Annotated in this window: 24 protein-coding genes; 8 read left to right on the top strand and 16 right to left on the bottom strand. The window is 53.8% G+C overall.

Annotated features, from left to right (window positions below; translation table 11 throughout):
• Nucleotides 1-83: 83 nt before the first annotated feature.
• The 11 genes from KW849_RS14395 to KW849_RS14445 all read right to left on the bottom strand — a co-directional run bounded on the left by KW849_RS14395 (nt 84) and on the right by KW849_RS14445 (nt 6,656).
• Nucleotides 84-536, bottom strand: coding sequence for a hypothetical protein (locus tag KW849_RS14395; protein WP_218429979.1), 453 nt, complete (start codon nt 534-536; stop codon nt 84-86).
• A 389-nt stretch (nt 537-925) separates the two neighbouring features.
• Nucleotides 926-1,096: a hypothetical protein gene (locus KW849_RS14400; RefSeq protein ID WP_218429980.1), complete on the bottom strand. Its 171-nt coding sequence runs from the start codon at nt 1,094-1,096 to the stop codon at nt 926-928.
• 25 nt (nt 1,097-1,121) lie between these two features.
• The gene (locus KW849_RS14405; protein ID WP_218429981.1) at nt 1,122-1,361 is read right to left on the bottom strand and encodes a hypothetical protein; all 240 of its coding nucleotides are present in this window, start codon (nt 1,359-1,361) and stop codon (nt 1,122-1,124) included.
• Nucleotides 1,333-1,665 (bottom strand): hypothetical protein, encoded by a 333-nt coding sequence (locus KW849_RS14410; protein WP_218429982.1) that lies wholly within the window; start codon nt 1,663-1,665, stop codon nt 1,333-1,335. Before KW849_RS14410 ends, KW849_RS14405 begins: the two co-directional genes overlap by 29 nt.
• Before the next feature lie 14 nt (nt 1,666-1,679).
• Entirely contained in the window at nt 1,680-1,952 is a 273-nt protein-coding gene (locus KW849_RS14415; protein WP_218429983.1) for an HU family DNA-binding protein, read from the bottom strand.
• Between the two features lie 240 nt (nt 1,953-2,192).
• Nucleotides 2,193-2,651: a hypothetical protein gene (locus KW849_RS14420; protein WP_218429984.1), complete on the bottom strand. Its 459-nt coding sequence runs from the start codon at nt 2,649-2,651 to the stop codon at nt 2,193-2,195.
• A gap of 91 nt (nt 2,652-2,742) precedes the next feature.
• On the bottom strand, nt 2,743-4,866 hold the full coding sequence (gene topA / locus KW849_RS14425) for a type I DNA topoisomerase (RefSeq protein WP_218429985.1): 2,124 nt from the start codon (nt 4,864-4,866) through the stop codon (nt 2,743-2,745).
• Nucleotides 4,867-4,946: 80 nt separating this feature from the next.
• Nucleotides 4,947-5,168, bottom strand: a complete 222-nt coding sequence (locus tag KW849_RS14430) for a hypothetical protein (protein WP_218429986.1) — start codon at nt 5,166-5,168, stop codon at nt 4,947-4,949.
• Between the two features lie 324 nt (nt 5,169-5,492).
• A complete protein-coding gene (locus KW849_RS14435; RefSeq protein ID WP_218429987.1) occupies nt 5,493-5,870 on the bottom strand; it encodes a hypothetical protein in 378 nt (125 codons plus the stop codon).
• 23 nt (nt 5,871-5,893) lie between these two features.
• On the bottom strand, nt 5,894-6,427 hold the full coding sequence (locus KW849_RS14440) for a hypothetical protein (RefSeq protein ID WP_218429988.1): 534 nt from the start codon (nt 6,425-6,427) through the stop codon (nt 5,894-5,896).
• 55 nt (nt 6,428-6,482) lie between these two features.
• Complete coding sequence (locus KW849_RS14445) at nt 6,483-6,656, bottom strand: hypothetical protein (RefSeq protein WP_218429989.1); 174 nt, start codon at nt 6,654-6,656, stop codon at nt 6,483-6,485.
• A 198-nt stretch (nt 6,657-6,854) separates the two neighbouring features.
• Between KW849_RS14445 and KW849_RS31870 the strand changes: the two genes are divergently transcribed.
• A complete protein-coding gene (locus KW849_RS31870) occupies nt 6,855-7,343 on the top strand; it encodes a PD-(D/E)XK nuclease family protein (RefSeq protein WP_218429990.1) in 489 nt (162 codons plus the stop codon).
• Nucleotides 7,344-7,438: 95 nt separating this feature from the next.
• Here KW849_RS31870 and KW849_RS14455 read toward each other — a convergent pair whose 3' ends face one another.
• From KW849_RS14455 to KW849_RS14465, 3 genes are all read right to left on the bottom strand, one after another.
• Nucleotides 7,439-8,368, bottom strand: coding sequence for a hypothetical protein (locus tag KW849_RS14455; protein WP_218429991.1), 930 nt, complete (start codon nt 8,366-8,368; stop codon nt 7,439-7,441).
• 91 nt (nt 8,369-8,459) lie between these two features.
• Entirely contained in the window at nt 8,460-8,855 is a 396-nt protein-coding gene (locus tag KW849_RS14460; protein WP_218430088.1) for a hypothetical protein, read from the bottom strand.
• 20 nt (nt 8,856-8,875) lie between these two features.
• Nucleotides 8,876-10,078, bottom strand: a complete 1,203-nt coding sequence (locus KW849_RS14465; protein WP_256357225.1) for a hypothetical protein — start codon at nt 10,076-10,078, stop codon at nt 8,876-8,878.
• 150 nt (nt 10,079-10,228) lie between these two features.
• Between KW849_RS14465 and KW849_RS14470 the strand changes: the two genes are divergently transcribed.
• Nucleotides 10,229-10,603 carry a hypothetical protein gene (locus tag KW849_RS14470; RefSeq protein ID WP_218429992.1) on the top strand — a complete coding sequence of 125 codons (375 nt, stop codon included), beginning with the start codon at nt 10,229-10,231 and terminating at the stop codon, nt 10,601-10,603.
• Between the two features lie 41 nt (nt 10,604-10,644).
• Here the strand turns inward: KW849_RS14470 and KW849_RS14475 are convergent, their stop codons facing one another.
• Both KW849_RS14475 and KW849_RS14480 read right to left on the bottom strand, forming a co-directional pair.
• Nucleotides 10,645-11,355, bottom strand: coding sequence for a uracil-DNA glycosylase family protein (locus KW849_RS14475; protein ID WP_218429993.1), 711 nt, complete (start codon nt 11,353-11,355; stop codon nt 10,645-10,647).
• 252 nt (nt 11,356-11,607) lie between these two features.
• Nucleotides 11,608-12,141 (bottom strand): hypothetical protein, encoded by a 534-nt coding sequence (locus KW849_RS14480; RefSeq protein WP_218429994.1) that lies wholly within the window; start codon nt 12,139-12,141, stop codon nt 11,608-11,610.
• Between the two features lie 138 nt (nt 12,142-12,279).
• Here KW849_RS14480 and mobH point away from each other — a divergent pair, with 138 nt between their 5' ends.
• The 6 genes from mobH (at nt 12,280) to traL (ending at nt 20,050) form a co-directional block, all read left to right on the top strand.
• A complete protein-coding gene (mobH, locus tag KW849_RS14485; RefSeq protein ID WP_218429995.1) occupies nt 12,280-15,864 on the top strand; it encodes a MobH family relaxase in 3,585 nt (1,194 codons plus the stop codon).
• Nucleotides 15,865-15,869: 5 nt separating this feature from the next.
• The gene (gene traD / locus KW849_RS14490) at nt 15,870-17,741 is read left to right on the top strand and encodes a conjugative transfer system coupling protein TraD (protein WP_218429996.1); all 1,872 of its coding nucleotides are present in this window, start codon (nt 15,870-15,872) and stop codon (nt 17,739-17,741) included.
• 32 nt (nt 17,742-17,773) lie between these two features.
• Nucleotides 17,774-18,178 (top strand): hypothetical protein, encoded by a 405-nt coding sequence (locus tag KW849_RS14495; RefSeq protein ID WP_218429997.1) that lies wholly within the window; start codon nt 17,774-17,776, stop codon nt 18,176-18,178.
• A gap of 1 nt (nt 18,179) precedes the next feature.
• Nucleotides 18,180-18,833 carry a DUF4400 domain-containing protein gene (locus tag KW849_RS14500; RefSeq protein WP_218429998.1) on the top strand — a complete coding sequence of 218 codons (654 nt, stop codon included), beginning with the start codon at nt 18,180-18,182 and terminating at the stop codon, nt 18,831-18,833.
• Nucleotides 18,834-18,955: 122 nt separating this feature from the next.
• Nucleotides 18,956-19,768, top strand: a complete 813-nt coding sequence (locus KW849_RS14505; protein WP_218429999.1) for a thioredoxin domain-containing protein — start codon at nt 18,956-18,958, stop codon at nt 19,766-19,768.
• The gene (gene traL, locus KW849_RS14510; RefSeq protein ID WP_050682337.1) at nt 19,769-20,050 is read left to right on the top strand and encodes a type IV conjugative transfer system protein TraL; all 282 of its coding nucleotides are present in this window, start codon (nt 19,769-19,771) and stop codon (nt 20,048-20,050) included. It begins immediately after the preceding gene.
• Nucleotides 20,051-20,056 lie beyond the last annotated feature (6 nt).

Raw genomic sequence — 20,056 nt, forward strand, 5'->3', positions numbered from 1 at the left:
ACGCCCTGCCTCCGGGAGACAAGGCGATTATGGATGGACGCATAGCCAAGGTATGAACCAGGCCATGCCTACCGCCCTTTCGATTACTTGATCACCTTGCACTCGACGTGAATGGGATCATCTTGTAGATCCCAATCGGCGTCTTGAATTGTGGCGGCCAGAGCAGCGGCTTGTTCCATTGCAGCCAGCACATTTGAATCTTCAACTGTCACTGCGATGGTGCGTTTCATGGTTTGCGTTACGAGAACCTCATAGGTCCGCGTGGCTTCATGGTCTGCTGGAGGAGTGATCGTGTGGCTCACCAACAGTTTCTCTGCAATCCGTGCGGCCATCAGGCCGATCGTCTGGGAGAGTTTTGATTGCGGGGCTTGATTTGACATGGCGTTCTCCGAAAGTGTGGAGGCCATGTCCCCCAATGGGATATGGACCCCACTAGGCTGGTAATTGGTGCTGATAATTGCCATCAGCTGGACTTCACGCCAGTCCATCCTGGACGCGAAAGAATCTTTTTGAGGATAACACATGCCGACTGCCATGAAGCTAGCCCGGGCGTCCAGAGAACGATTGTGCCGAGCCGGCGCGGGTTGGCTGACCACAGCTACTTCGTTTCGCTTGCCCCCAACTTGACCCTGATTTCTTCGTCGGTGTCACACACCGCGCTTGTGGCGCCGATCCCAACGGCGCTTCGCGCTAAGTAAGCGGCCAGGATGAGATACAGAAACACGCTGATGTATTTGGACCCCTCGCTAAAAGCTATCAGAGCGAACCAGATAACGACGGGGCCAATGAAGGCGAGCACACGGACACCTTTGACCGATCTAACCACATTCGCTTCACTACTCATTTTTATTCCCTGAAAGAATCTGCAGTGTTTCAGCATTGCTGATCCGCCAATCATGGGTCGGTGGTGTGCAGCGATCCATTCCTATGCGTCTGGAGTGTGATTGAAAGCCTGCGCCGCAAGCCACCACTTGCGCTTTGCCAGCGCATCACCGCCGATCACCAGGGCATCCCACTTGTAACCCGCGTTCGCTGCCCATGCGGTAGTGCAAGAGCCTTCAAGAATCATCTGTTCAATCGTCACTGGTGATCTCATGTGTGCAGCTCCTAGAACGGTTCAGTTACTTGTCAGCCGCTGCTCTTGTGGCTGAATCAGCGATGGCCTTATCCAGATTCACACCTTTTGAACGCAGATCTGCTTCAAGCAAATCATTGCGGCGTGTCATTTGCTCAATGACTTCTTTAGCCGCAAACAGCATCCCAATGGTAAGACCCGACAAGCCGATGAAAACAAAAAACCCTGTAATCAAAATTGCTTTCTCCGTTTTTTCGTTAACGATGATTCCGTGGAAGCTTGCCACCCAGTAGGACGTAAAAGCCCACCGACCAGAATGCCGTCATGGCTAATATGCCAATCACGCCGATCAAGTCCATGAACGGCGTCAGGCCGGGCGAGAATCGCTCCGCGAGCTGGAAATAGCCCGACAGCACAACGACGATGGCGAGCGTAGCGAAGAACATGCCCAGGGACCGCGCGTTACTCAGGTTCCACCGCCGTTGCAGCACGCTGATACCACGGCCCAGTCCGATAACCGCGGTCACGAGGATCACAACACCGATGATGCTTTTTTCCAGCACCAAGGGCGCGAGTTCAAATTCGTCCATAGGTCAGCCTTCCCTCAATTGACCGATTCTTTGAGAGACTTACCCGCGCGGAAAGTGGCGGCACGTCGGGCCTGGAGGGTCATCGGCTTCCCTGACTGGGGATTTCGACCAACACGTTCAGGGCGGTCCACAACGCTGAAAGTGCCGAAGCCGACCAAGGTAACGGTGCCACCGTCTTTCAGGGTGGTGGTGATGGCATCGACCAGTGCATCAACAGCTTTTCCAGCAGCGACTTTCGAAACATCCGCACTTGCTGAAACTTTTTCCACGAGCTGATATTTATTCACTTTGGTGCTCCTATTTAATGGCTTGTACTGTCAGGACGAAACTACGAGCTTGAATTGCCCGGCGGGCGCAAGCCGAAGAGTGCGATTAGATCCCCAAATTCTCGGCGACCTTCTCCCAGTAATAGGAAATCCTCAGTCGTCGGCTGTAGGCCGTGCAACACCTTCGAATTGACCCGCTCAAGTGACGCGGTCAAGTCCAGTAGGCGTTGCAGTTTTTCCTTAACTTCGTGAGGTAGGACGTCAGTGTTGAACATGTGATTCGCCCCCGGTCTTACTTTGCCTGGCGAGGAACACTAGCCTACGAGCCTCCATTTCAGCGCATGCACCCTGGTCAAAGGTCGGAGGCGCAATGTCGAGGTCACCCAGTTCCTCCAAAAAAAACTCCATGTCACTGCCAGCGATTTTATAGAGCTGCTGCAAAGCTACTTTGACACGCTCTTCCCGACAGCCTACAACGCCACCGACTAGGAAATCGTTGATCAGCTCGCAGGCTCTTGTGGGTTGGAGGCCCACGGCTTCCATTTCAAGGGCGCTGAGTCCAGCCTTGGCCTCATCACCAGAGTAAAGCTCGATGACCCCGGGTACGACACCGATTACGACATTAAGGGTGTTGGTGCCGGTGGCAATCCCGATCTCAACCGGTAGCTTTGAGTTTGCTGAGGAGTAGCTGGTTACTGCGATAGCGCCGTCGATGCACATAAATCACCCAAAAAGCTTCCGTCCAATCGGCGCATTATCCGGATGTCATAATGAACGGAGCTTCCGATTAGCCCCCTTCGCAGGGACGAACTCAGGTTGCCTGCGGCGCTGAAATTAAGGGCTTTCCACCATCATCCGGCGCCGTTCCCTTGCAGGAAGGGTAGCCAAGGCATCCCCAGAACGGACCTTTCGAACCGGGCCGCAATGACATTTTTTTCTTCTTGCACTTGGGACAATTCACCTCAGAAATGACTCGTTCCGGCTTGGGCGTGCTGCTGTCAGCAGACGCATCCTTGGTTCGAATGGTTGAAAGATCAGGTTCAGGAGGCTTTCCTCTCGCCTTAGTGTCATTGCAAGACGCTGTGCAGGCCGGGTACTTCGTGCATCCCCAGAAGGCCCCCGAACTGGTCGTCCGCCGGCGAAGAACTCCTGAGCTGCAGATCGGGCAACTGACCTGGTCGCCGAACATTTCAGATTTCTGTTCTGCCACTGCTGCAGAGACGCTCGGGTCAGATTTGATCTTTTCCACTTCGCCCGTGAGTACCTGGTGTTGGTAACCAACGACGGCCAAGTACGATGCTTTTCCAGTGGCAATTTGGTCCAGGGCGTCCTCCATCATCTTCGTGAAATCGTAGCTGACGAAACTGAACCGGCCTTTCAAAATGGTGATCACGCCTATGCCGAGTGGCGTAGCGAAGAGCTTTCGACCTTCCTTGCGGATGTACTCGCGCTTGTACAGCGTGGCCACAATCGACGCGAAGGTAGAGGGCCTGCCAATCCCCATGGCCTCGAGCAGTTTTGTGAGTGACGCGTCCGTCAGCCGCGGCGGAGGCTTCGTAGCGGTTGTGACGGCATGTACTTCATTGCATTGGAGCCGGGCTTGTTCCTGAAGCTCAGGGAGCGACTTGTCGGACTCATCATCGTTTGGCTCCTCTTTGTCCTCAACTGCGTCGTCGGGGGTCAGCGCCATCCATCCCGGGCTCAATAGGACTCGACCTTTTGCCAAGAACTGCAGGTTATGATCCTTCACTTTAACCGCCGAGAGGAGCAGAGCCTTGGTCGCATGAAACCTGGCCGGAACCATCTGACTGGCCACGGCGCGGAGCCAGATGAGCTTGTAGAGCTTCATCTCGTCGCTGTCAGGTGCAAAATCGGACGGTGTGATGCCGATGGCAGTCGGTCGAATGGCTTCGTGGGCTTCCTGAGCGTCAGCTTTGGACGCCCAAGTGTTGCGGGTTGCTGGGACCGCATGTCCCTGCCCAGTGAGCCATGCACGAATTTCTTGAGCGGACTCTTCGGCAAGGTTGGGACTGTCAGTTCGGTGGTACGTGATCAGCCCTGCTTCGAAGAGTGCCTGGGCCTTCTTCACGGTCTGATCCACGTCCATCCCCAGCTTCACACTTGCAGCCTGCTGCAGGGTGGAGGTAGTGAATGGCGCCGGCGCCTTTCTGTCTTCCTCACGACTATCAAGCTTGTAAACCATGAATGCTGGCTGGCCTTTAATGGCGTCGGCGAGGCTTTGTAGATAGGGGGCGTGTGTAAAAAGGTCGGTTTGCTCAACACCCATAGCGGCTTGGAGTGCCTTGTGTTGCCATTCTGCAGTCCAGACCGCTTGTCTACCTGGCCAGGGAAAGCTCACTTTCAGTTTGTAGTGATCAACCGAGACGAAGCTGACGATAGCCTGTTCTCGTTCTACCAGGAGCAAGAGGGCAGCAGACTGAACGCGGCCGGCGGATAGGTTGACACCGGCCCCTGAAAGCTCGGTCAACAGCGGCGAGACAGTGTATCCAACGATGCGATCAAGAACTCTGCGTGCCTCCTGGGCGGCCACTACCATCATGTCGATGTCGCCGGCCTTGGAGATCGCATCAGTCAGGGCTTTCTGGGTGATTTCGTTGAATTTAATTCTTCGGTATTTCTTTGGCTTGAGGACCTCCCTCAAGTGCCAGGCGATGGCTTCACCTTCCCGATCAAGGTCGGTGGCGAGGTAAACCATATTTGCCTGCTGAATTAACTTCTTCAGGTTGGAGACGACCTTCTTTTTGTCCTCACTTACCTCATAGTCAGGTACGAAGTTTGGAGCGTCTACCCCCATCCTCCTGAGTGGAAGGTCACGAAAGTGCCCCACGCTAGCGGCAACCTTGTAGGAGTCCCCTAGAAATTTCTGGATTTTTTTAATTTTGTTTGGTGATTCAACTATTACGAGATCAAACACAATGCTTAGCCCTGGGGAAACCTAGAGCAACATTGCCTTCTAACTTGGGAAGGAGGGGGGCAATTTGCCCCCTATTTGCGTTACTTACGTAGGCGTGCAACTTCCTCTGCGGTGCCGGCATTGAGGACAGCCCGCAGATGAAACCGTTCGTGCTCAGCCTCACCCTGGCGGGCCAATGCTTTCATCTCTTGCGATGCCGCGTCGGGCAGGTTGAGTGCAACCATCAATTCACACTGGCCGAGCTTGGATAGTTCGGTTGCCGATACAGACCTTGGATGGCGGCCGTTACGTTTACCGCTCATACATCACCTCATGGATTATCATTTTCACGCCACTAGCCTCTCACGTTCTACCCAACTGCAACTTTTATTGGCTTTCGATAGAAATAGAATTTTTTGCTAATAGCTGCGACAAAAGAAAGCCCGCACGGCGGGCTTGTGGGTGGAGCGGCGTTTCCTACTTGGCTACGCGGGTTGCGATTTCAATCACGGCGAAGTACAGGCATAGGATTGATAAGGCTATTCCTGTGCCTTGAAATGCACCGGGATAACCTGCGTAAAGCTCTTGAAGCCTATTCAGCACGGCAATGGGGTCGATTGGCATCATTAGTGTGAATTACCTCTGACTCAGGGCTGCGTGTCTTCGACCAGCGAGTAACCTTCCTCTGCGTCGCAAAGGATGAATGACACACCCCAGTTTAAGTGACTCACGATGAGGCTCTTTCTAACCTTGAACTGGATGTGCCCGTCTTGACGGAACTGTGCGGCCAGCGGGTGGCTGTCGGGCAACCAGTACTCAGGGCCGAAGCTCGCCAACGTGCGGCGTGCGGCACGAATGAACTGATCGGCCAACTCCTCCTCTTCATACGTGAATGTGAAGTGTACCTCGTCGTCTCGCGGGTCAATGGGTTCCGCTCGTTCTGAGTATGACGGAGTGAGCTTTAGATCGTCCCAAATTCTTTGTAGGGACTCGCTCAACTGAAGGAGCTTTTTCTGTTGATCCATTATTCATTCCTCGAACAAGTCACCTACAGAAACACGGTATCGGTTACGGTGGATTTACCGTCAGCCCCCGTGACGGTAGTGCGCATACGAGCGCCTTCACCGCCACGCGGCTCGAACCCTTCTGGTGGATCGATCAAGAAGCCAAAAGCGCGTGTTTCCTCATTGCCAATGGTATAGCCGCGACTGAAATCCTCGTTCTCTGGCAGACGATCAGCGAAGAACGGTCGCACCAGCTCAACCTCGGTAGGGGTGAGCGGATAGAAAACGTTATTCGCGTGCTGCATCAACCATCCTCCGTTGCCCGCATGACACAAGATATAGTTGTCCGAACCGAACTGCCCCTGCTTTAGACGGACCTGGACAACCCAACCGATTGAGCCACGCATCGAGCCGCCATGCGGGCCGGTCTTTACGAACATGCCTTGCTTGGGCATGCGGCGTCCCGAAAACCCGCCGACTGTCTGCATCCACCGTGCCTCATGGTCAGCCATGATTGCATCATTGATCTGCGTGTGTAGGGCATCAAAGCTGGCCTGAGTGGCTTCATCTTGTGGCATTTTGGGTGTGGCTCCATGCGATTGGTTGGTATGTGCACCAGGTGAAAAGCTATTCCTATCCGCGCCGGGGTGTGCGTCGAGCGCGGCGTGCAGCCTTGCGCGACGCCTTGGTTTTCGAGACACCACCACGGCTGTTTGTTGGTCGCTCTTTGAGGATGTGACCTGCAAGGCTGCCCAAGGCGGCAGTGGAGCGAATCAACGACTCGGCGGCCTGTTCTTTGGTGGTCATGGTTGATTTTCCGATATCAGTCTTTCTGGATGGTTGGGGCATAGTCGGCGTCATAAACCACGATACGTGACGCCTCGAGTACCGCGTGAATTCTCCCACAACCATGGGATATGCAAGCCCAAATCCAGGCCCTCAGGGGGGGTTGCACTTTCCGAGACGGGGGTACTGTAGTGGTGTGAAAAAAGAAAAGGTGAGTAGATGAATCGTGCAATTGGAGCCTGGAGTGAGAACCTCCCGGATGCACTGAGAGGGGGGCGCGTAGTCCTTTCTGAGCGCGACTTGGCGACTGAAATCCCTGTGCCTCTGCATGGTCGGGGTGATCAGGTTTTTTTGGCTAATGGCTGGCTTGTGCCCGTAGACACCAAGCGCAGAAAAAGCGAGTCGGTCTACATCAAGGACGTGATTCAGTTGAGCGTCTACGCCTTCATCCTGGCACGCCAGTCGCAATCGCTGTTTGGGCGAAATCTGCCAGTGTCTGGAACCGGGTTCATTCGAATTTCGAACTCAACGCGCACCGTATACAAACCTGTGACGCTGCTTTCCAGTGCTCAAGTGATTTCGCTCTGGAACAGGTATTGGATGTTGCGAGGGGAGGGGTTGCGCGCTGCACCTAGGCACCCGCACGAACGGGCCTGTGTATCTTGTCCGAAAAGAGCGAACTGTCCGGTTGGTCGGCGTATTCGATGAGGAAGGAAAATAAATATGGGGGCGACAGAAGTATCTTCTGGCTCCCCCTTCATGAAAGCTGAGGCAGCAAACACGGATGGACGGGATTCTCCTTCCTACTCGTGTGGCTCGCGGTTACCTGAAACATCCTTGCTCATAAAGCGCTTCCCGGAGCCGTCTAGTCGCACCGGCTTACACATCTGAACGGCTGCGTTTTCACTATCCAGCCACTCAAACATAGCCCGCAATTCGAGCCCGCCATACGCTTTTGTTCTTTCGTGCAACTTGGCGTAAGCCTCATGATCTACAGGCTCATAGTTTTCCAATCGCTTGTCTACGACTTCGGCCCACGACTTCGGAAATTTAGAAAACACATATGCGAGGACTACTGTAGCGGCACCGGTTCCAAAGGCGACTGTCAGGCCAAGTTGAAAAACCGGTCCCGCTACAAGGGCAGCGGCCCCACCGGAAACGATGGCCGCCGCGGCACATGGGGACATACGCCCATAATTGAGACTAACAACCGCGTTCTCGATCGCGCTTAGCTGTCGACGTTTTGCGTGCAGGTCATATTTTTGCATGGTTTTTCCTGATTCCTTTGGCGCTGTGCCCGCTGGCACGATGCTCGTCGGGGAGTCGGCCATTTTGAATTTGTATGCGATGAATCGCCCACGCTCGCTGTCACTCCAGTAGGTGAATTCACTCCCCTGATCTGGTACCACGAAAGTCCGCAAGGCTTCCGTCAGGTACTTGGCCAAGTCCAGCAACCAAGTCGGCAGATAGTGCATATCTGGTCGGCCATCGTCGGTAACCAGAACGTAGACACGATGGTCTTTCACGCTGAAAGCAATGCCTACGTTCTCCCGGCCCATGGCTACTGAAGCACAGGCCAGCTCGTAGGTTTCTGCGTCGTCACCCAATGCAGCTACCAGCAGGCCTTGATACGCGCTAAGAGCGGTTTGGACCTGTTCATAAGCGTCAGCAATTGGGGTCTTGCCTTTACCCGAGGCCATCGGGTTATGCGGAAAAGTAAATGTGTTACGCACGGTCTTTTTCCTTTGTGGCACTAGATGTAATGGTCGATCGGCTGCAATGGCACACCAGATGTAGTTTTCCGGCATTACCTGGGCCTTTTCCTCAACTTTGCGGAGTAGGCTGGGACTCGACCGAGGCCATGAATTCAAGCGCGCTCGGTGGCGGTGTGTTGATTCCTTCCATGATCATGAAACGGGCCAGCGATTCGGCTGTCACTCGGGATCGGGGCGTTATGCCAAAAGAGAATGTTTCGAACGGGTTCATGTGGCTCAAGTCGAATGGCTTCTTGGCATACGCCTGGCAAAATTCGTCAATGATGAACAGGTCAGAACCGGCATTCTTCCCTTTAAAAAATGGGCCGCGTGGGAGTCGATCATTTGGGCGAAGCCGTTTGCGCCATTCATCGAAAGCAGCGGTTTGCTTCCGCTTCGCTGAGAGCTGGCCAACTTTCTCCCAGTCAGCGGCGGTGAACTCTTGAGTAGCTGTGATGATTTGCATGGTTTCTCCTCATCTGCGCTTTAACTAGCCAAGCCGAGTACCTGCTGGTCCTTATCACTGTCAGGTGTGTCAGCGTTATCGTCCTGACGATGCTTCGAAACCTCGCTTGAGATCGACATGAAACGCTCGTACTCCTCGATCGGGATCTGGACGGAAATGGTTCCTTTGGTTGCATCAATAACCGCGGACTCGCGCATGAGCTTCGAGATCCCGGTCATTGTCGACGTCATGTTTGTAATCAGCTTTTTACCGATACGTTTTGTCGGAGCTGAAATGTGCCGACTGGTAAGGCGAATTTCTGGCTCGGGGTTCGGGCCGGGAGTCGCCTGATCAACCACCTGGTCAGGTGTGGCCAGTGGCTCATCCCCGGCAATGGCTGCCTTGGCCACCAGTTCAGCGTGCTCCTTCTTGCGCGCCTCATACGCATCGAGAATGATTTGTTCGCTCCCAGGACCATATTTTCGCCATAGATCAAGTGCGAGGAATGGCTTGATGACACCTTTTTCAAGCAGTACCTGGATTGACCCAGGCAAAAGGAGAAGGCGTAACGTTTCACGCACGTGAGTGTCTGTCATGCCGATATGGGTAGCGATCTGCTCATCCGACCAATTAAAGTCGCGCAACCGCTGATAGCCATGCGCTCGCTGGATGATGCTGAGCTTGAGCTGCTCATTTGAGGTCAGAATCCGCACGCAGGCGAGCTGATCGTTCCCCTTGAGTTCAATGACAGGCAATCGTTTGATGGGGGCGCCACGCGAGGCGGCCAGTCGAGCTGCCCGGAGCCGGCAATGTCCATCACGTACATAGCAATGCCCGTCCACGACTTGGACTTCGATCGGTTGAAACTGTTCGCTTCGTGCCCAGGCGAGCGCCAAACGTTCGATATGCTTCACGGTATCCGGACGCTCATAGTCACGAAGGTTGAAACCCTCCTGTTCCTCGATGAGGTCAAGGGCCAACCATGTGAGATTGGTCTCCCCGACGTTGCCGGTATTTCCTGACGCGACAGCTACCTCGCAGAACGTACTCAGGTTATTGGCTAGGGCCTGGCTGTGGGCAGAGCCCTCATTGTTTTCGTCGTACTGATTTTGATCCGTCATCGTCGTAATTCGCTTGTGCAAGTGTGAAGCGGCGGCAGGGCACTTAGGCGATACCTCCGGCCCGAACACGAGAGCGATGTTCAACGAGTCCCGGTCATGCGTTCTATTGCGGCGGGTGTTCATCGAAGTGCTTCTTCGGTTCTTGCTGACCACCTTACCGCTGGCAGTAGCTATGCATGGGGGGCATCCGACCCACCAAAGGTCGCGAATAGGGCCTGTGGCGGACTTGATTTTTGGTACGGTCCCTGAATCACAACTGGTGAGGGGACGTTCATGGGCAGTGCAGAGCCAGCCGCGCATATTACAAAACGACTTCGCAAACGGGCCTCCCTGAGTTCGTTGATCTCTGCTCATGAGGCAATCACCGGTAGCAATGCAAACCACGGGCAGAGCGAAGAAATGGACAAGGCAGACGCTTCAAGAAGCATGACCAATATTGGGTTGGATCTGCAGCTCAGATCGAACCGCTTGCATGCCCTTCCTGATGTACTGAAGGAGCAATCGGAGGGGAAGTATCTTTGGGGAGTCCGGGTTCAATACCTGCTAATCGTTGAGATCGTCTTTGGGGCGATGATTGGTATGATTCTGGGGATGGCCACCTATGACACCCGCGCATATTGGTGGATGGTTCATCTGCTTCTAGGCTAGAAACCGCATTGGGCAGGTCTACCGGCTCCTGAAGTTCACACTCACATGGATAGCTCATGGGCATCAGCAAGACCCCTTGAGAGAGCGTCTAGATACTGTTTGCGTAGCTTTGGGAGTTCTTCATTGATATAGCGTGCTTCGCCGCCTCTCATGTTCGACCAGCTCGGATGATAAAGCTTGCCCACGGGCAGGCCATGGCGAGCCCTTACACCAGGCAACATAAGGTAGCTGTATGCCTCACCACCCAAGGCAAGCAGGAACTGAGGTCGGATCGCCTCGATTTCTTGGAACAGGTGTGTGTCCGCACAGGTCCTCACCGTTCCATCAGGTAAGCGGTCTGTCTTGGCTCCACCAGAATGGCATTTCACTAGTGCGGTTAAAGCCGCATGCGCAAAGACTGCGTCAGGTGTCTCTTCGACATCGAGGATCTTGGACACCCATCTGATGATCCGAGCGTGATAATGGGAAGTAACCAGCTGGTTGTTCCCGGCAAAGCAATCGCTTACGAATTGGGTGTGCGCTGCGACACGGCCAGCACCATCGAGAGGTGCATACAGGGCATTTTCTCGAGGGTCGGATATCCCAGGGTTCTTGCTGACCAGCAGCATGGTTATATTCGCCACATCGCTGGGGCAATAGAAGCTGCGCCCGATGATGCCTTCCGCTGGTTTGTTCTCGATCCCGTCACACCCCCGCTTGCAGGTTGTGACCAATGAGTAGATATCCAGAAGTTTAAGGTTGGCGGCGATCATTGGATTTCCTGCCCAGGTGCTGCATCGTAGGTTAAGCCCCGGCTGGGCGGGGCGATTTGCAGCGCATATGGTGTTCTTTTGGTGCCAGTTGCAGCTATTTCGACAACGAGTCGAAAGTAGTTTGAGAATTATAGGCCGTCGATAGCGTGCTGCTCCTACGAGTTCTCGCGTCCATTTCGGAAGCGGTATCCCATTACGAGCTAATACCTCTCGTGCTGAGCACCAGAGTGCTCGGGATGGCTGTCATACGTTCTATTTGTAGGAAAGGCACTTCCCACGAAGAGTCGCGGGGACTCCCTGAGGGCCGCCCAGAGCAACAATTTCCCACTCGCGCTCGGTCATTTCCATGCCAGCACCACGACACAGCTTTCGATATGCCCGTTCGTATTCTTCTTTGCTGGCATTGAGCGCATTGGAGCGGGGTGCCGGTTGTTGAGTGGGCGGTGTGAAGGTAAGGGCCTGGTCGATAGCTTTGTTCATTCCGTGATTGAGTGCGGTCACCACTACGCTGTTTCCAGTGCCCTGTCCCGAACGCAACTGCGCGTAATTACCTTGAGTGGTCATTACTTCATCTTCGCTGCCCATCACGTGTTCGTACGCTGGCTTGCGAAGCGCAGCGCCGCCGCGGCCATCGTGCCCCCAGCTGCTGTAAAACTCGTGCGCAACCCTTACCGGCACGTACGCCGTGGCGTCTTCAGTGATCTGGTCATAGGGGTGTTTGTGGGTGCTTGTGCATGCCGTAAGAAATACAGCAGCCGCGATAGTGATTGCCTTTGTCCGGACCATATTGCCCTCCCGTAGTGTGTGAGAGGGATCATAGGGAGGTGCAAAGTGATGGTGTGGTGAGTCCGACCCGCGAAGTGGTATCGATTCAGGCACCGGCATTCCGACATCTAGACAGAATGCGTGCATCAGGAGGACTGCATGCAATTACTTAGAATATTAAAGGGGCTCGTTACGCGCACCCCCATAGATGCTGGGCGTGAAGGCAAGCGCAGTCTTACCATCAACCAAATCCAAGAGCTGGAACTCGAAGACCCCGAGCTGCAGAAGTATTTGATGCGAGGTGACGAGGCCTCGCTCAAGTACCCACCTTTTCTGGTAGGCCTACCAGCAAGGGTCCCGGGCAAATTCCTTCTGAATGCGCACGCAGCCAAGGTGCGCTCTATAGCCAGCGGTATTGGACTCCCTCCCAGGGAGTTCAATCGTTTGATCTTGCCGGTTCTCGATTCCTTCGCCAGCTTTGCGCACATGCTGCCGGCGTCACAGGCGCACCACCACCGGGGGGCTGGTGGCCTCCTCGCGCACTCCCTTGAGGTCGCGGTCCACGCACTGAATGCGTGTCAGGTGACCAGCTTTGACCATGACCGGTTTCCGGCCGATCGCATCAAAAGACGAGATCGATGGAATGCAGCGGCAGTGCTCGCAGCGCTTATGCATGACGTAGGCAAGCCACTTTACGACTTGAGGGTGACCGATGCATCGGCTGAAAAGGTCTGGCAGCCGGTCGCCAACTCGATCCCAGAATGGGCGCAAGAGAATGGTGTGGAGCGCTATTTCTTTCATTGGAATCCAAATCGGCACGATGTCCATAAGCATCTGTCGACAACGATGATCGATAGGCTTCTGCCAAAAGAGCTGCGGTTGTGGCTCATGGAGGCAGGACAGGACCTCTATTTTGCGATGGTTAATGCGATAGCCTGTGATGACGAGAAGAGCATTTTAACGGGCCTGGTCATCAAGGCAGACTCGACTTCGGTAGAGGCTGACCTCAGGAAGTGGGGCGGAGACGCTTCCGGACAATCAGCTCTGGGAATTGGCGTGCCCGTTTCGTCGCTCGTGGTTGATACGATGCGGCATCTCAAAAGTATCGGCGTTTGGCAGGTTAATGAGGTGGGGCACCGAGTTTGGATCATCGGTGATGGGGTCTATATTGCCTGGGTGCAGGGCGTTAAGGACATTACCGAGGAGTTGAACGAGAAGGGCGTCAAGGCGGTACCACGCAGTGCGGATGCACTGGGTGAAGTGCTTCTTGACCACCATATTCTCGAACGATCGCCGGATGGATCAATTTACTGGTCGGTTTTCCCTGATCTGCTCAGTGAGGGGCGTCCAAAGCCAATTAAATTGAAGTGTGTCAGGTTGGCTGCATCCAACCTGCTTTTTCCCTTTGAGCCGGTTCCACAATCCATTGCTGGTGTGGTGGGTGAGGGCGAGCACGAAACCAGATTTGAAGCGAACTCCAACACTGGAGCGGTTACGTTGCCCGGAGGGGGGGTGGCGCCGCAAACCACTGATCCACTGGCGGCTTTCCCTGCTCCAGGAGCGAGCACTCCGGCGACCATGGAACCGATGTTTTCCCTCGGAGGCGGTACCGTCGATGCCTTTGCTCCAAAACCTGCTGCGGAAATTTTCAACACGCCCACTTTAAGCGTGCCAGATTTCTCGGCTCCCGCTGGTGGGACGGACCCCTTTGGAAATATCGCACCGACGCAGCCCGTCTCGCGTGTTCCCTCGGAAAGGGCACCGCAATCGGTCAGCGCACCGTCGGCTACTCCTGGCGCTCAATCACCTCAACAGCCATCGCAGCGGACAAAAGCGCCAAAGGCCACTCTTGAGAAGGTGGCACCGGGTTCGATATCCGCCCCTCAAATCAAGATCGTCGGCGCACCTTCCCAAACCGCGACTACAGAGCAGGGAATTGTCGTAAGTGGTAAGCAGCAAGCCGCGGTCGAGGGAATTAAAATCGGTGGGCGTGACGCACCATCTACGAAGACAACGGCTGTTGGAAAACCGAATAAGGGTGGAGGCCCTCACTCAGGTGGTGCGGACAAGCAGCAGCGAAGTGATACAAAAGAGGGGCGGCTGACCCAAACTGGCGATCCTGCATTTTCACTGCCAGAGCTCGCTGATGATGTGCGACTGTTCCCAGGACCGGCTGCAGATGAATTTCCGTCGTCAAAAGGACCGGTTAACCCAGCACCAGCTCGACCGGCGGCAGGGGGCATTAACAATGGAAATGGGGGGCAGTCTGGTGATCAAACGGATCGTGATGCTGAATATGCCCACAACTATTCGGACATTGACGATGATGTCCTTGAACTTGCAGGCATGGCGATTCCTAATCGGTCGTTGCGAGCCGCAGATGCCGAGCAGGACAAAAGGCCAGAAGCGTCCGTTCGACCTGGTCCTGTGGAGAGCGAAGAGGATGTTCAGGCTGAACCATATCGCCCTCGCGTAAACCCGCAACCAGCCATGGCCACGCCCCAAGTAAAGCCAAGTCGGCAGGGTGGCGAGGTCAAAATGATCATTCCACCGGAACTGGCGGGGATGGACGAGTTTGGCTTCAACGACTTACCAACCGATATATCGCTGGAGTTCATTGGTGATCTGCCGGCAGGCTCCCCGATTTCGGTGAGCCTTCCAAAAGGCATGGAGCGCGTTCTTCACTCTCCAGATCTCGATGTGGCGGACCTCAGGTCAGCACCGGTCTCTACTGAGCAAGAATCGTATTCAATGGTAGGGGATCTATCGTTAACACATCTCGACGACCCGGAGCCGATGTACGAGTTTGACCTCCCGGTGATGAGTTCGAGTGTGATGCTGCCGAGTGTAGATTTCGATCACGACTTAGAGCCGCCTACCGACCTCTTCCCGCCGGCACAGATGATGCCTGATTGGGGCGAGGAGCCTTTTCAGGATGTACACCTGGAAGCTCAGGTTTGGCTTGATGCTCCTGCTCCTGCTCCTGCTAGGAAGGAAGCGCCGAAGGCTAATCTTGGAAGGCCGACTCACCAGGGCGTTGCGCCGGGCATCAGTGTTTCGAAGAGTAGTAGTGCGCCATACCCAGAGATCAAGGTTGGGCAGCCAAGGAAGCCGCGAGAGCCTTTGCCAAGCTCCCCTGTCGTATGTCTCCCGCTGCCAGAAGAATCTTCCGCGATTGATGTGAGTTTCAACGGATATGAGTGTTCGTTGGATGACGCGGCCGAGTACGAAGAGTTTCTTGCCCTGACACCGGACCTGTCGAAGTCCTTGAGGTGGTACGCATCCAACATCGACAAGACCGTTTCCATGGTGAGCTACAAGCCAAATTTCGAGTTCGCCGGCGAGGGTTTTGTTTTCGATGATCTACCGAAGCTGCAGAAGGCAATGTGGCTTTGGGACGATTTCACCGGAACCATGACGCGCAGGGCGCCCAAGAGCGTCATGCTGAACTGTTACCTGGGGGCAATTTTTGAATACCTCACGAAGGGGAAATACCGACACTCGTTAGCCGTCGCCAAGGATCAAGTTGAGGCTGAAAACTTTCGGCGTATCTCTGCGGCTGCACTGGCCCTTTGCAAGGAGTCAGAGATGAATGGGAAGCGTGTTGTGACCATTCAACCAAGAAAACTAAGTGATATTTCCAATGCCCTTCAAGTTGACGAACCGACCCTGAAGAGGGCGCTAATTGCTACGCACCAATACCTCTTAGTCAGGAACAATCACGTCATCGAAATTGTGGACTGATAGCGATGAGTGAATGGGCGTATGAGATGCCATGGAGGCCCAACTTTGAGGCCTTCGAGGCGAGTGGTTGGGTGCTGGGCATGGCGGCTACGAGTGCTGTGCACTTGCTCACCGACTTGCCGCCGCAACCATTCTATTTGTCACTGATTGTGATGGGGGGCTTCGCTCTGCGTCGCATCCCTGCTGCCGTGCACCTCTACCGAGTGAAGCAGGGGCTAAAGGCAAAACCGGCTGTACTGATGGGGCAGGATGAACTGATTGAGCAGATGCTCAAAAACAGGGGAAAGCTGTTCCTCGGAACTGGGTTCAAATGGACGCAGAGCGAGGGCCAGCAGGTATTTGAGTTGCTCAAGCGCGACATCACCAAGCTGATGCCAAAGATTCCAGATGGGTTCATGGGTTCTCCGTGGATTCATGGCATCTCCATGCAGCCAGATCGGCCAATCGAGATGCAGGAAGACCTGACGTCGCTCCATACCCTGATCGTTGGGACGACGGGCTCTGGGAAGACCCGGGAATTTGACATTTTGATCAGCCAGGCCGTCCTCCGTGGCGAGGCTGTAATCATACTCGACCCCAAGGGCGACAAAGAGCTTGCTGAGAATGCCAAGCGTGCCTGCGAGCTTTCTGGGCGTCCAGAGCGGTTCAAATATTTCCACCCTGCCTTCCCAGAGAAGAGCGTCCGGATTTCGCCGACCAAAAACTTTGGTCGTGCAACCGAAGTTGCCTCGCGCATTGCGGCACTGATGAAATCCGAGGGTGGCGATCCGTTCCAGGCCTTCGCCCAGATGGCTTTGAACAACGTTATCCAGGCGTTGCTGCTGTGCGGCATGCTGCCGACCCTTGTTGAATTGCGGCGTACGCTAGAGGGTGGTTTGGCGCCTTTGGTTATACGAGCGATCAAAGCCTACGGGGAAAAAGTCCACCCGCATTTTGAAGCGCTAGCTCGTGTTGCTCTAAACAAAGCCCAAACTGATGAAATGAAGGCGAAGGCCCTGCTGGGGCTTTATCGAACGGAGATCGTGCCGTTGGCGCCAAGCTCCGACCTGGAGGGCCTGCTTTCGATGTTTGAGCATGACAAGGCTCACTTCGGCAAAATGATTGCGTCGCTGCTGCCAGTTCTAAACATGCTTACAGCTGGGCACATGGGCCCGATCCTATCGCCAAACATGGATGATCCAGATGATGAGCGGGAGATCACTGACTCCGGCAAGATTATCCAAGGGGCCGATGTGCTCTACATGGGCCTGGATTCGCTATCCGATAGCATGGTTGGATCGTCTATTGGTTCGATCTTCTTGGCCGACTTGGCAGCAGTAGCGGGCCAACGCTATAACTTCGAAGATCCGGAAGAACTAAAGCGCAGGCCAGTAAATATCTTTGTTGATGAAGCCGCTGAAACAGTAAACGACCAGCTTGTTCAACTGTTAAACAAAGGTCGTGGTGCTGGTATGCGTTTGTATGTTGCTACGCAAACTATTGCGGACTTTGAAGCTCGAATGGGTTCCCCTGCAAAGGCACGTCAAGTATTGGGTAACACTAACCATGTGATTGCCTTGCGTATCACAGACCAAGAAACTCAGAAGTATATTGCTGAGATGATTCCGCCGACCTATTACAAATATGTCATGCGGACTCAGGGCAACACCACTAAAGATGATCCACATATGCACTCGCTCAACGTAGGTGAGCGCCTTATGGATGAAGAGGGCGAGTTGTTCCCTGCGCAGCTGTTAGGGCAATTGCCTAATCTTGAGTTCCTGGCAATTCTGGCTGGCGGTAGAGTTGAGAAAGGAAAAATTCCAGTTCTGACCCGTCCTAAAAATTATGACATGGCAGTTGAGCGTGCAAAATTGCTAGTTAAAGAGGCTGCATAATCGTGCGATCCCGTTTTGAAACAGTTACGCGTATGTTGCCAAAAGATGATAAGGCCAGAATGGTTTTGAACATTCTTGAGGCTGACTGGCCAACTGCAGTGGAGATTGTCCCTGCTGCTCTGGAGTTGGCTGGACTAGAGTCGACAACTCCCCAGTGTGTGGATCTGCTAAAAAATTGCTTATCCTCTTATCAGTCCTACCTGGGGAAAAGTGATAGAGCTCGTCTGGTATCGTTTCTTGAACCTTTTCTTTCAGGCGTTACTTCACTGTTACTTCAGGATCCCACGCCTGAAGACTCGGTGTTGGAAATTAAAGGCTTGCTCGATGGCGTGGTAAAAAATCATGGCAGTGCGGGGGCGCGGAACAAAATCGAAGAGATCCTAATGCCAGAAGGTTCTTCTATCGGACGTGTGTGGCGGGACATTAAGGAAGACTAACATGGCCGACGTCGAAGAAAAGATGCCCCAAGGGCTGTGGGCGACCTTGGTGTTTATCTGTATCGAAATTCTTCTGATCGTGTGCATTGTTCCGAATGAATTTATCGATATGGCGATTCTCAAAGAGCAAGACTGGGGCGAAGTGCTGATGGGTAAAAATCAGCATGACGCGCTGATCAATAAAACGAATCAGCTTTATAGCAAGGTAAATCTTGAAACCGGTCTCAATCAAACAGTTCAAAGTTTTTTTGTTCCGACTGCGGAGGAGCGAGAGAAGTCAAAAGCATGGGAAGGCCTTGGCCGGGTATGGTTTTCATTCATTGGAAATCGCGGTGAAGCCCTGACAAAAGTGATGTACCACATTTACTACCGCTTGTTGCTTTTGTTGATGTGGCTGCCCTATATGGCCTTAATTCTCGTGCCGTCAGTGCTGGGGGGCTATATGAGTTGGAACATCAAAAGATACACGTTCCGCCATACCTCGCCCTTCCTCAATACGTACAGTTCGAAAATCATCGCCTTCATCATTGCTAGCCTCTGCGTTAGCTTCATCGCCCCGGTGCCAATCCCACCGATGGTCATTCCGGTGGTGATCATCACGCTGCTTCCCATCGCCTGCAGCTTGTTGATTGGCAATCTGCCAAAGCGTCTCTGACGCACCAACTGAAAGAAAGCCCCGATTTCTGGGGCTTCCTCTTTTGACCCTTTCAGCGGGTCGGATTCAGTCCAAAACGCTCGACCTAGACCTCACCATGTGCTCAATGGTTGAGGTGTCTCATGAAAAAAGAATTTGTTGTTCCTCTCGCAATTTCATCGTTGTCCCTTTTGGTTGCCGTGGGTTCGTTTTTCCTGGCTGACCATAAAGTTAGCCAGGCCGTTGACCTGTCAAACCAAGTCAATGAGCAGTTTTCCAAGGTTAAGCCTTGGGCGTTCAAGCGTGACGTCCTTGATTCAGTAATTGATGAGAACAGGATCACTGCGGTGATTCGAGGAAAAGATTCTTCTGCACCGGATAAGCCTCGTGTGCGAGAGGCGCAACCGGCTCAGATTGATCGGCGTTATGGGGATCCAAAGGCCCAATTTACGCTTATCGAGTACTCTGATTTTGAGTGCACATTCTGCAATCAGTACTTTGCGGTGCCTAAAGCGCTCGCCGACGGATCTAGGGGGAACATCTCCGTCATTTTCAAACACGTTCCTATCCATGGCGATGCATCACGTCGAGAAGCGTACGCAGCTGAGTGCGCTGCAGCGCAGGGTGGGAATGACGCATTCTACCGGATGGCCGGCGCCATATTTAGTTCAACACCTGGTAATGGCACCGGTACGGAAAAGCCACTCAGTGTTATCGCCGAAAGTATTGGTCTTGACGGCGTTGAGCTTTCCAAGTGCATGGATAACGAAGACTTCTACGCCAAAATCAAATCTGATTTTCAGGAAGCGATTGATCTTGGGATTAACCAAACCCCGACAACGATCGTTCGCCACAACGTAACAGGTCAGCAGGTCAGGTTAGACGGCGCTGTTACACCTGAAGCCATTATGAAAAGTATGTCTAAGATCGTGCAAAGTCCTGGAGCTAAGAACTAAATGCAGCCTGTCCGCATTCCTCAATATGTAGATGATCCACCCCATCTTCTCTTTTGGCAGGCTGATGAAGTTGCGCCAATTGGCATTGGACTTGTTTTTGGTATGTTCACCGGCTATGCGGCCATTTGTACTATCGGAGGTTTTTTGTTGACCCGATGGTACAGAAAGTACCGTGATGATCATCCTGATGGATTTATGGTGCACATGATTTATTGGTTTACCGGGTTGACTGGGGCGAAGTCCAGAACAATTCCGAATCCATTTATCCGTGAATTCCATTGAGGCAAT

Source organism: Pseudomonas sp. PDM26, assembly GCF_019219185.1.
Classification (GTDB): domain Bacteria; phylum Pseudomonadota; class Gammaproteobacteria; order Pseudomonadales; family Pseudomonadaceae; genus Aquipseudomonas.

What these genes read in the sequence shown, in the direction of transcription:
- KW849_RS14495 (WP_218429997.1), top strand. Translation starts at nt 17,774, where the DNA reads ATGTTGCCAAAAGATGATAAGGCCAGAATGGTTTTGAACATTCTTGAG.
- mobH (WP_218429995.1), top strand. Translation starts at nt 12,280, where the DNA reads ATGCAATTACTTAGAATATTAAAGGGGCTCGTTACGCGCACCCCCATA.
- KW849_RS14440 (WP_218429988.1), bottom strand. Translation starts at nt 6,427, where the DNA reads ATGCCACAAGATGAAGCCACTCAGGCCAGCTTTGATGCCCTACACACG.
- KW849_RS14475 (WP_218429993.1), bottom strand. Translation starts at nt 11,355, where the DNA reads ATGATCGCCGCCAACCTTAAACTTCTGGATATCTACTCATTGGTCACA.
- KW849_RS14465 (WP_256357225.1), bottom strand. Translation starts at nt 10,078, where the DNA reads ATGAACACCCGCCGCAATAGAACGCATGACCGGGACTCGTTGAACATC.
- KW849_RS14400 (WP_218429980.1), bottom strand. Translation starts at nt 1,096, where the DNA reads ATGAGATCACCAGTGACGATTGAACAGATGATTCTTGAAGGCTCTTGC.
- KW849_RS14395 (WP_218429979.1), bottom strand. Translation starts at nt 536, where the DNA reads ATGGCAGTCGGCATGTGTTATCCTCAAAAAGATTCTTTCGCGTCCAGG.
- KW849_RS14505 (WP_218429999.1), top strand. Translation starts at nt 18,956, where the DNA reads ATGAAAAAAGAATTTGTTGTTCCTCTCGCAATTTCATCGTTGTCCCTT.
- KW849_RS14460 (WP_218430088.1), bottom strand. Translation starts at nt 8,855, where the DNA reads ATGCAAATCATCACAGCTACTCAAGAGTTCACCGCCGCTGACTGGGAG.
- KW849_RS14445 (WP_218429989.1), bottom strand. Translation starts at nt 6,656, where the DNA reads ATGACCACCAAAGAACAGGCCGCCGAGTCGTTGATTCGCTCCACTGCC.
- KW849_RS14480 (WP_218429994.1), bottom strand. Translation starts at nt 12,141, where the DNA reads ATGGTCCGGACAAAGGCAATCACTATCGCGGCTGCTGTATTTCTTACG.
- KW849_RS14435 (WP_218429987.1), bottom strand. Translation starts at nt 5,870, where the DNA reads ATGGATCAACAGAAAAAGCTCCTTCAGTTGAGCGAGTCCCTACAAAGA.
- KW849_RS14430 (WP_218429986.1), bottom strand. Translation starts at nt 5,168, where the DNA reads ATGAGCGGTAAACGTAACGGCCGCCATCCAAGGTCTGTATCGGCAACC.
- KW849_RS14410 (WP_218429982.1), bottom strand. Translation starts at nt 1,665, where the DNA reads ATGGACGAATTTGAACTCGCGCCCTTGGTGCTGGAAAAAAGCATCATC.
- KW849_RS14500 (WP_218429998.1), top strand. Translation starts at nt 18,180, where the DNA reads ATGGCCGACGTCGAAGAAAAGATGCCCCAAGGGCTGTGGGCGACCTTG.
- KW849_RS31870 (WP_218429990.1), top strand. Translation starts at nt 6,855, where the DNA reads ATGAATCGTGCAATTGGAGCCTGGAGTGAGAACCTCCCGGATGCACTG.
- KW849_RS14470 (WP_218429992.1), top strand. Translation starts at nt 10,229, where the DNA reads ATGGGCAGTGCAGAGCCAGCCGCGCATATTACAAAACGACTTCGCAAA.
- traL (WP_050682337.1), top strand. Translation starts at nt 19,769, where the DNA reads ATGCAGCCTGTCCGCATTCCTCAATATGTAGATGATCCACCCCATCTT.
- KW849_RS14420 (WP_218429984.1), bottom strand. Translation starts at nt 2,651, where the DNA reads ATGTGCATCGACGGCGCTATCGCAGTAACCAGCTACTCCTCAGCAAAC.
- traD (WP_218429996.1), top strand. Translation starts at nt 15,870, where the DNA reads ATGAGTGAATGGGCGTATGAGATGCCATGGAGGCCCAACTTTGAGGCC.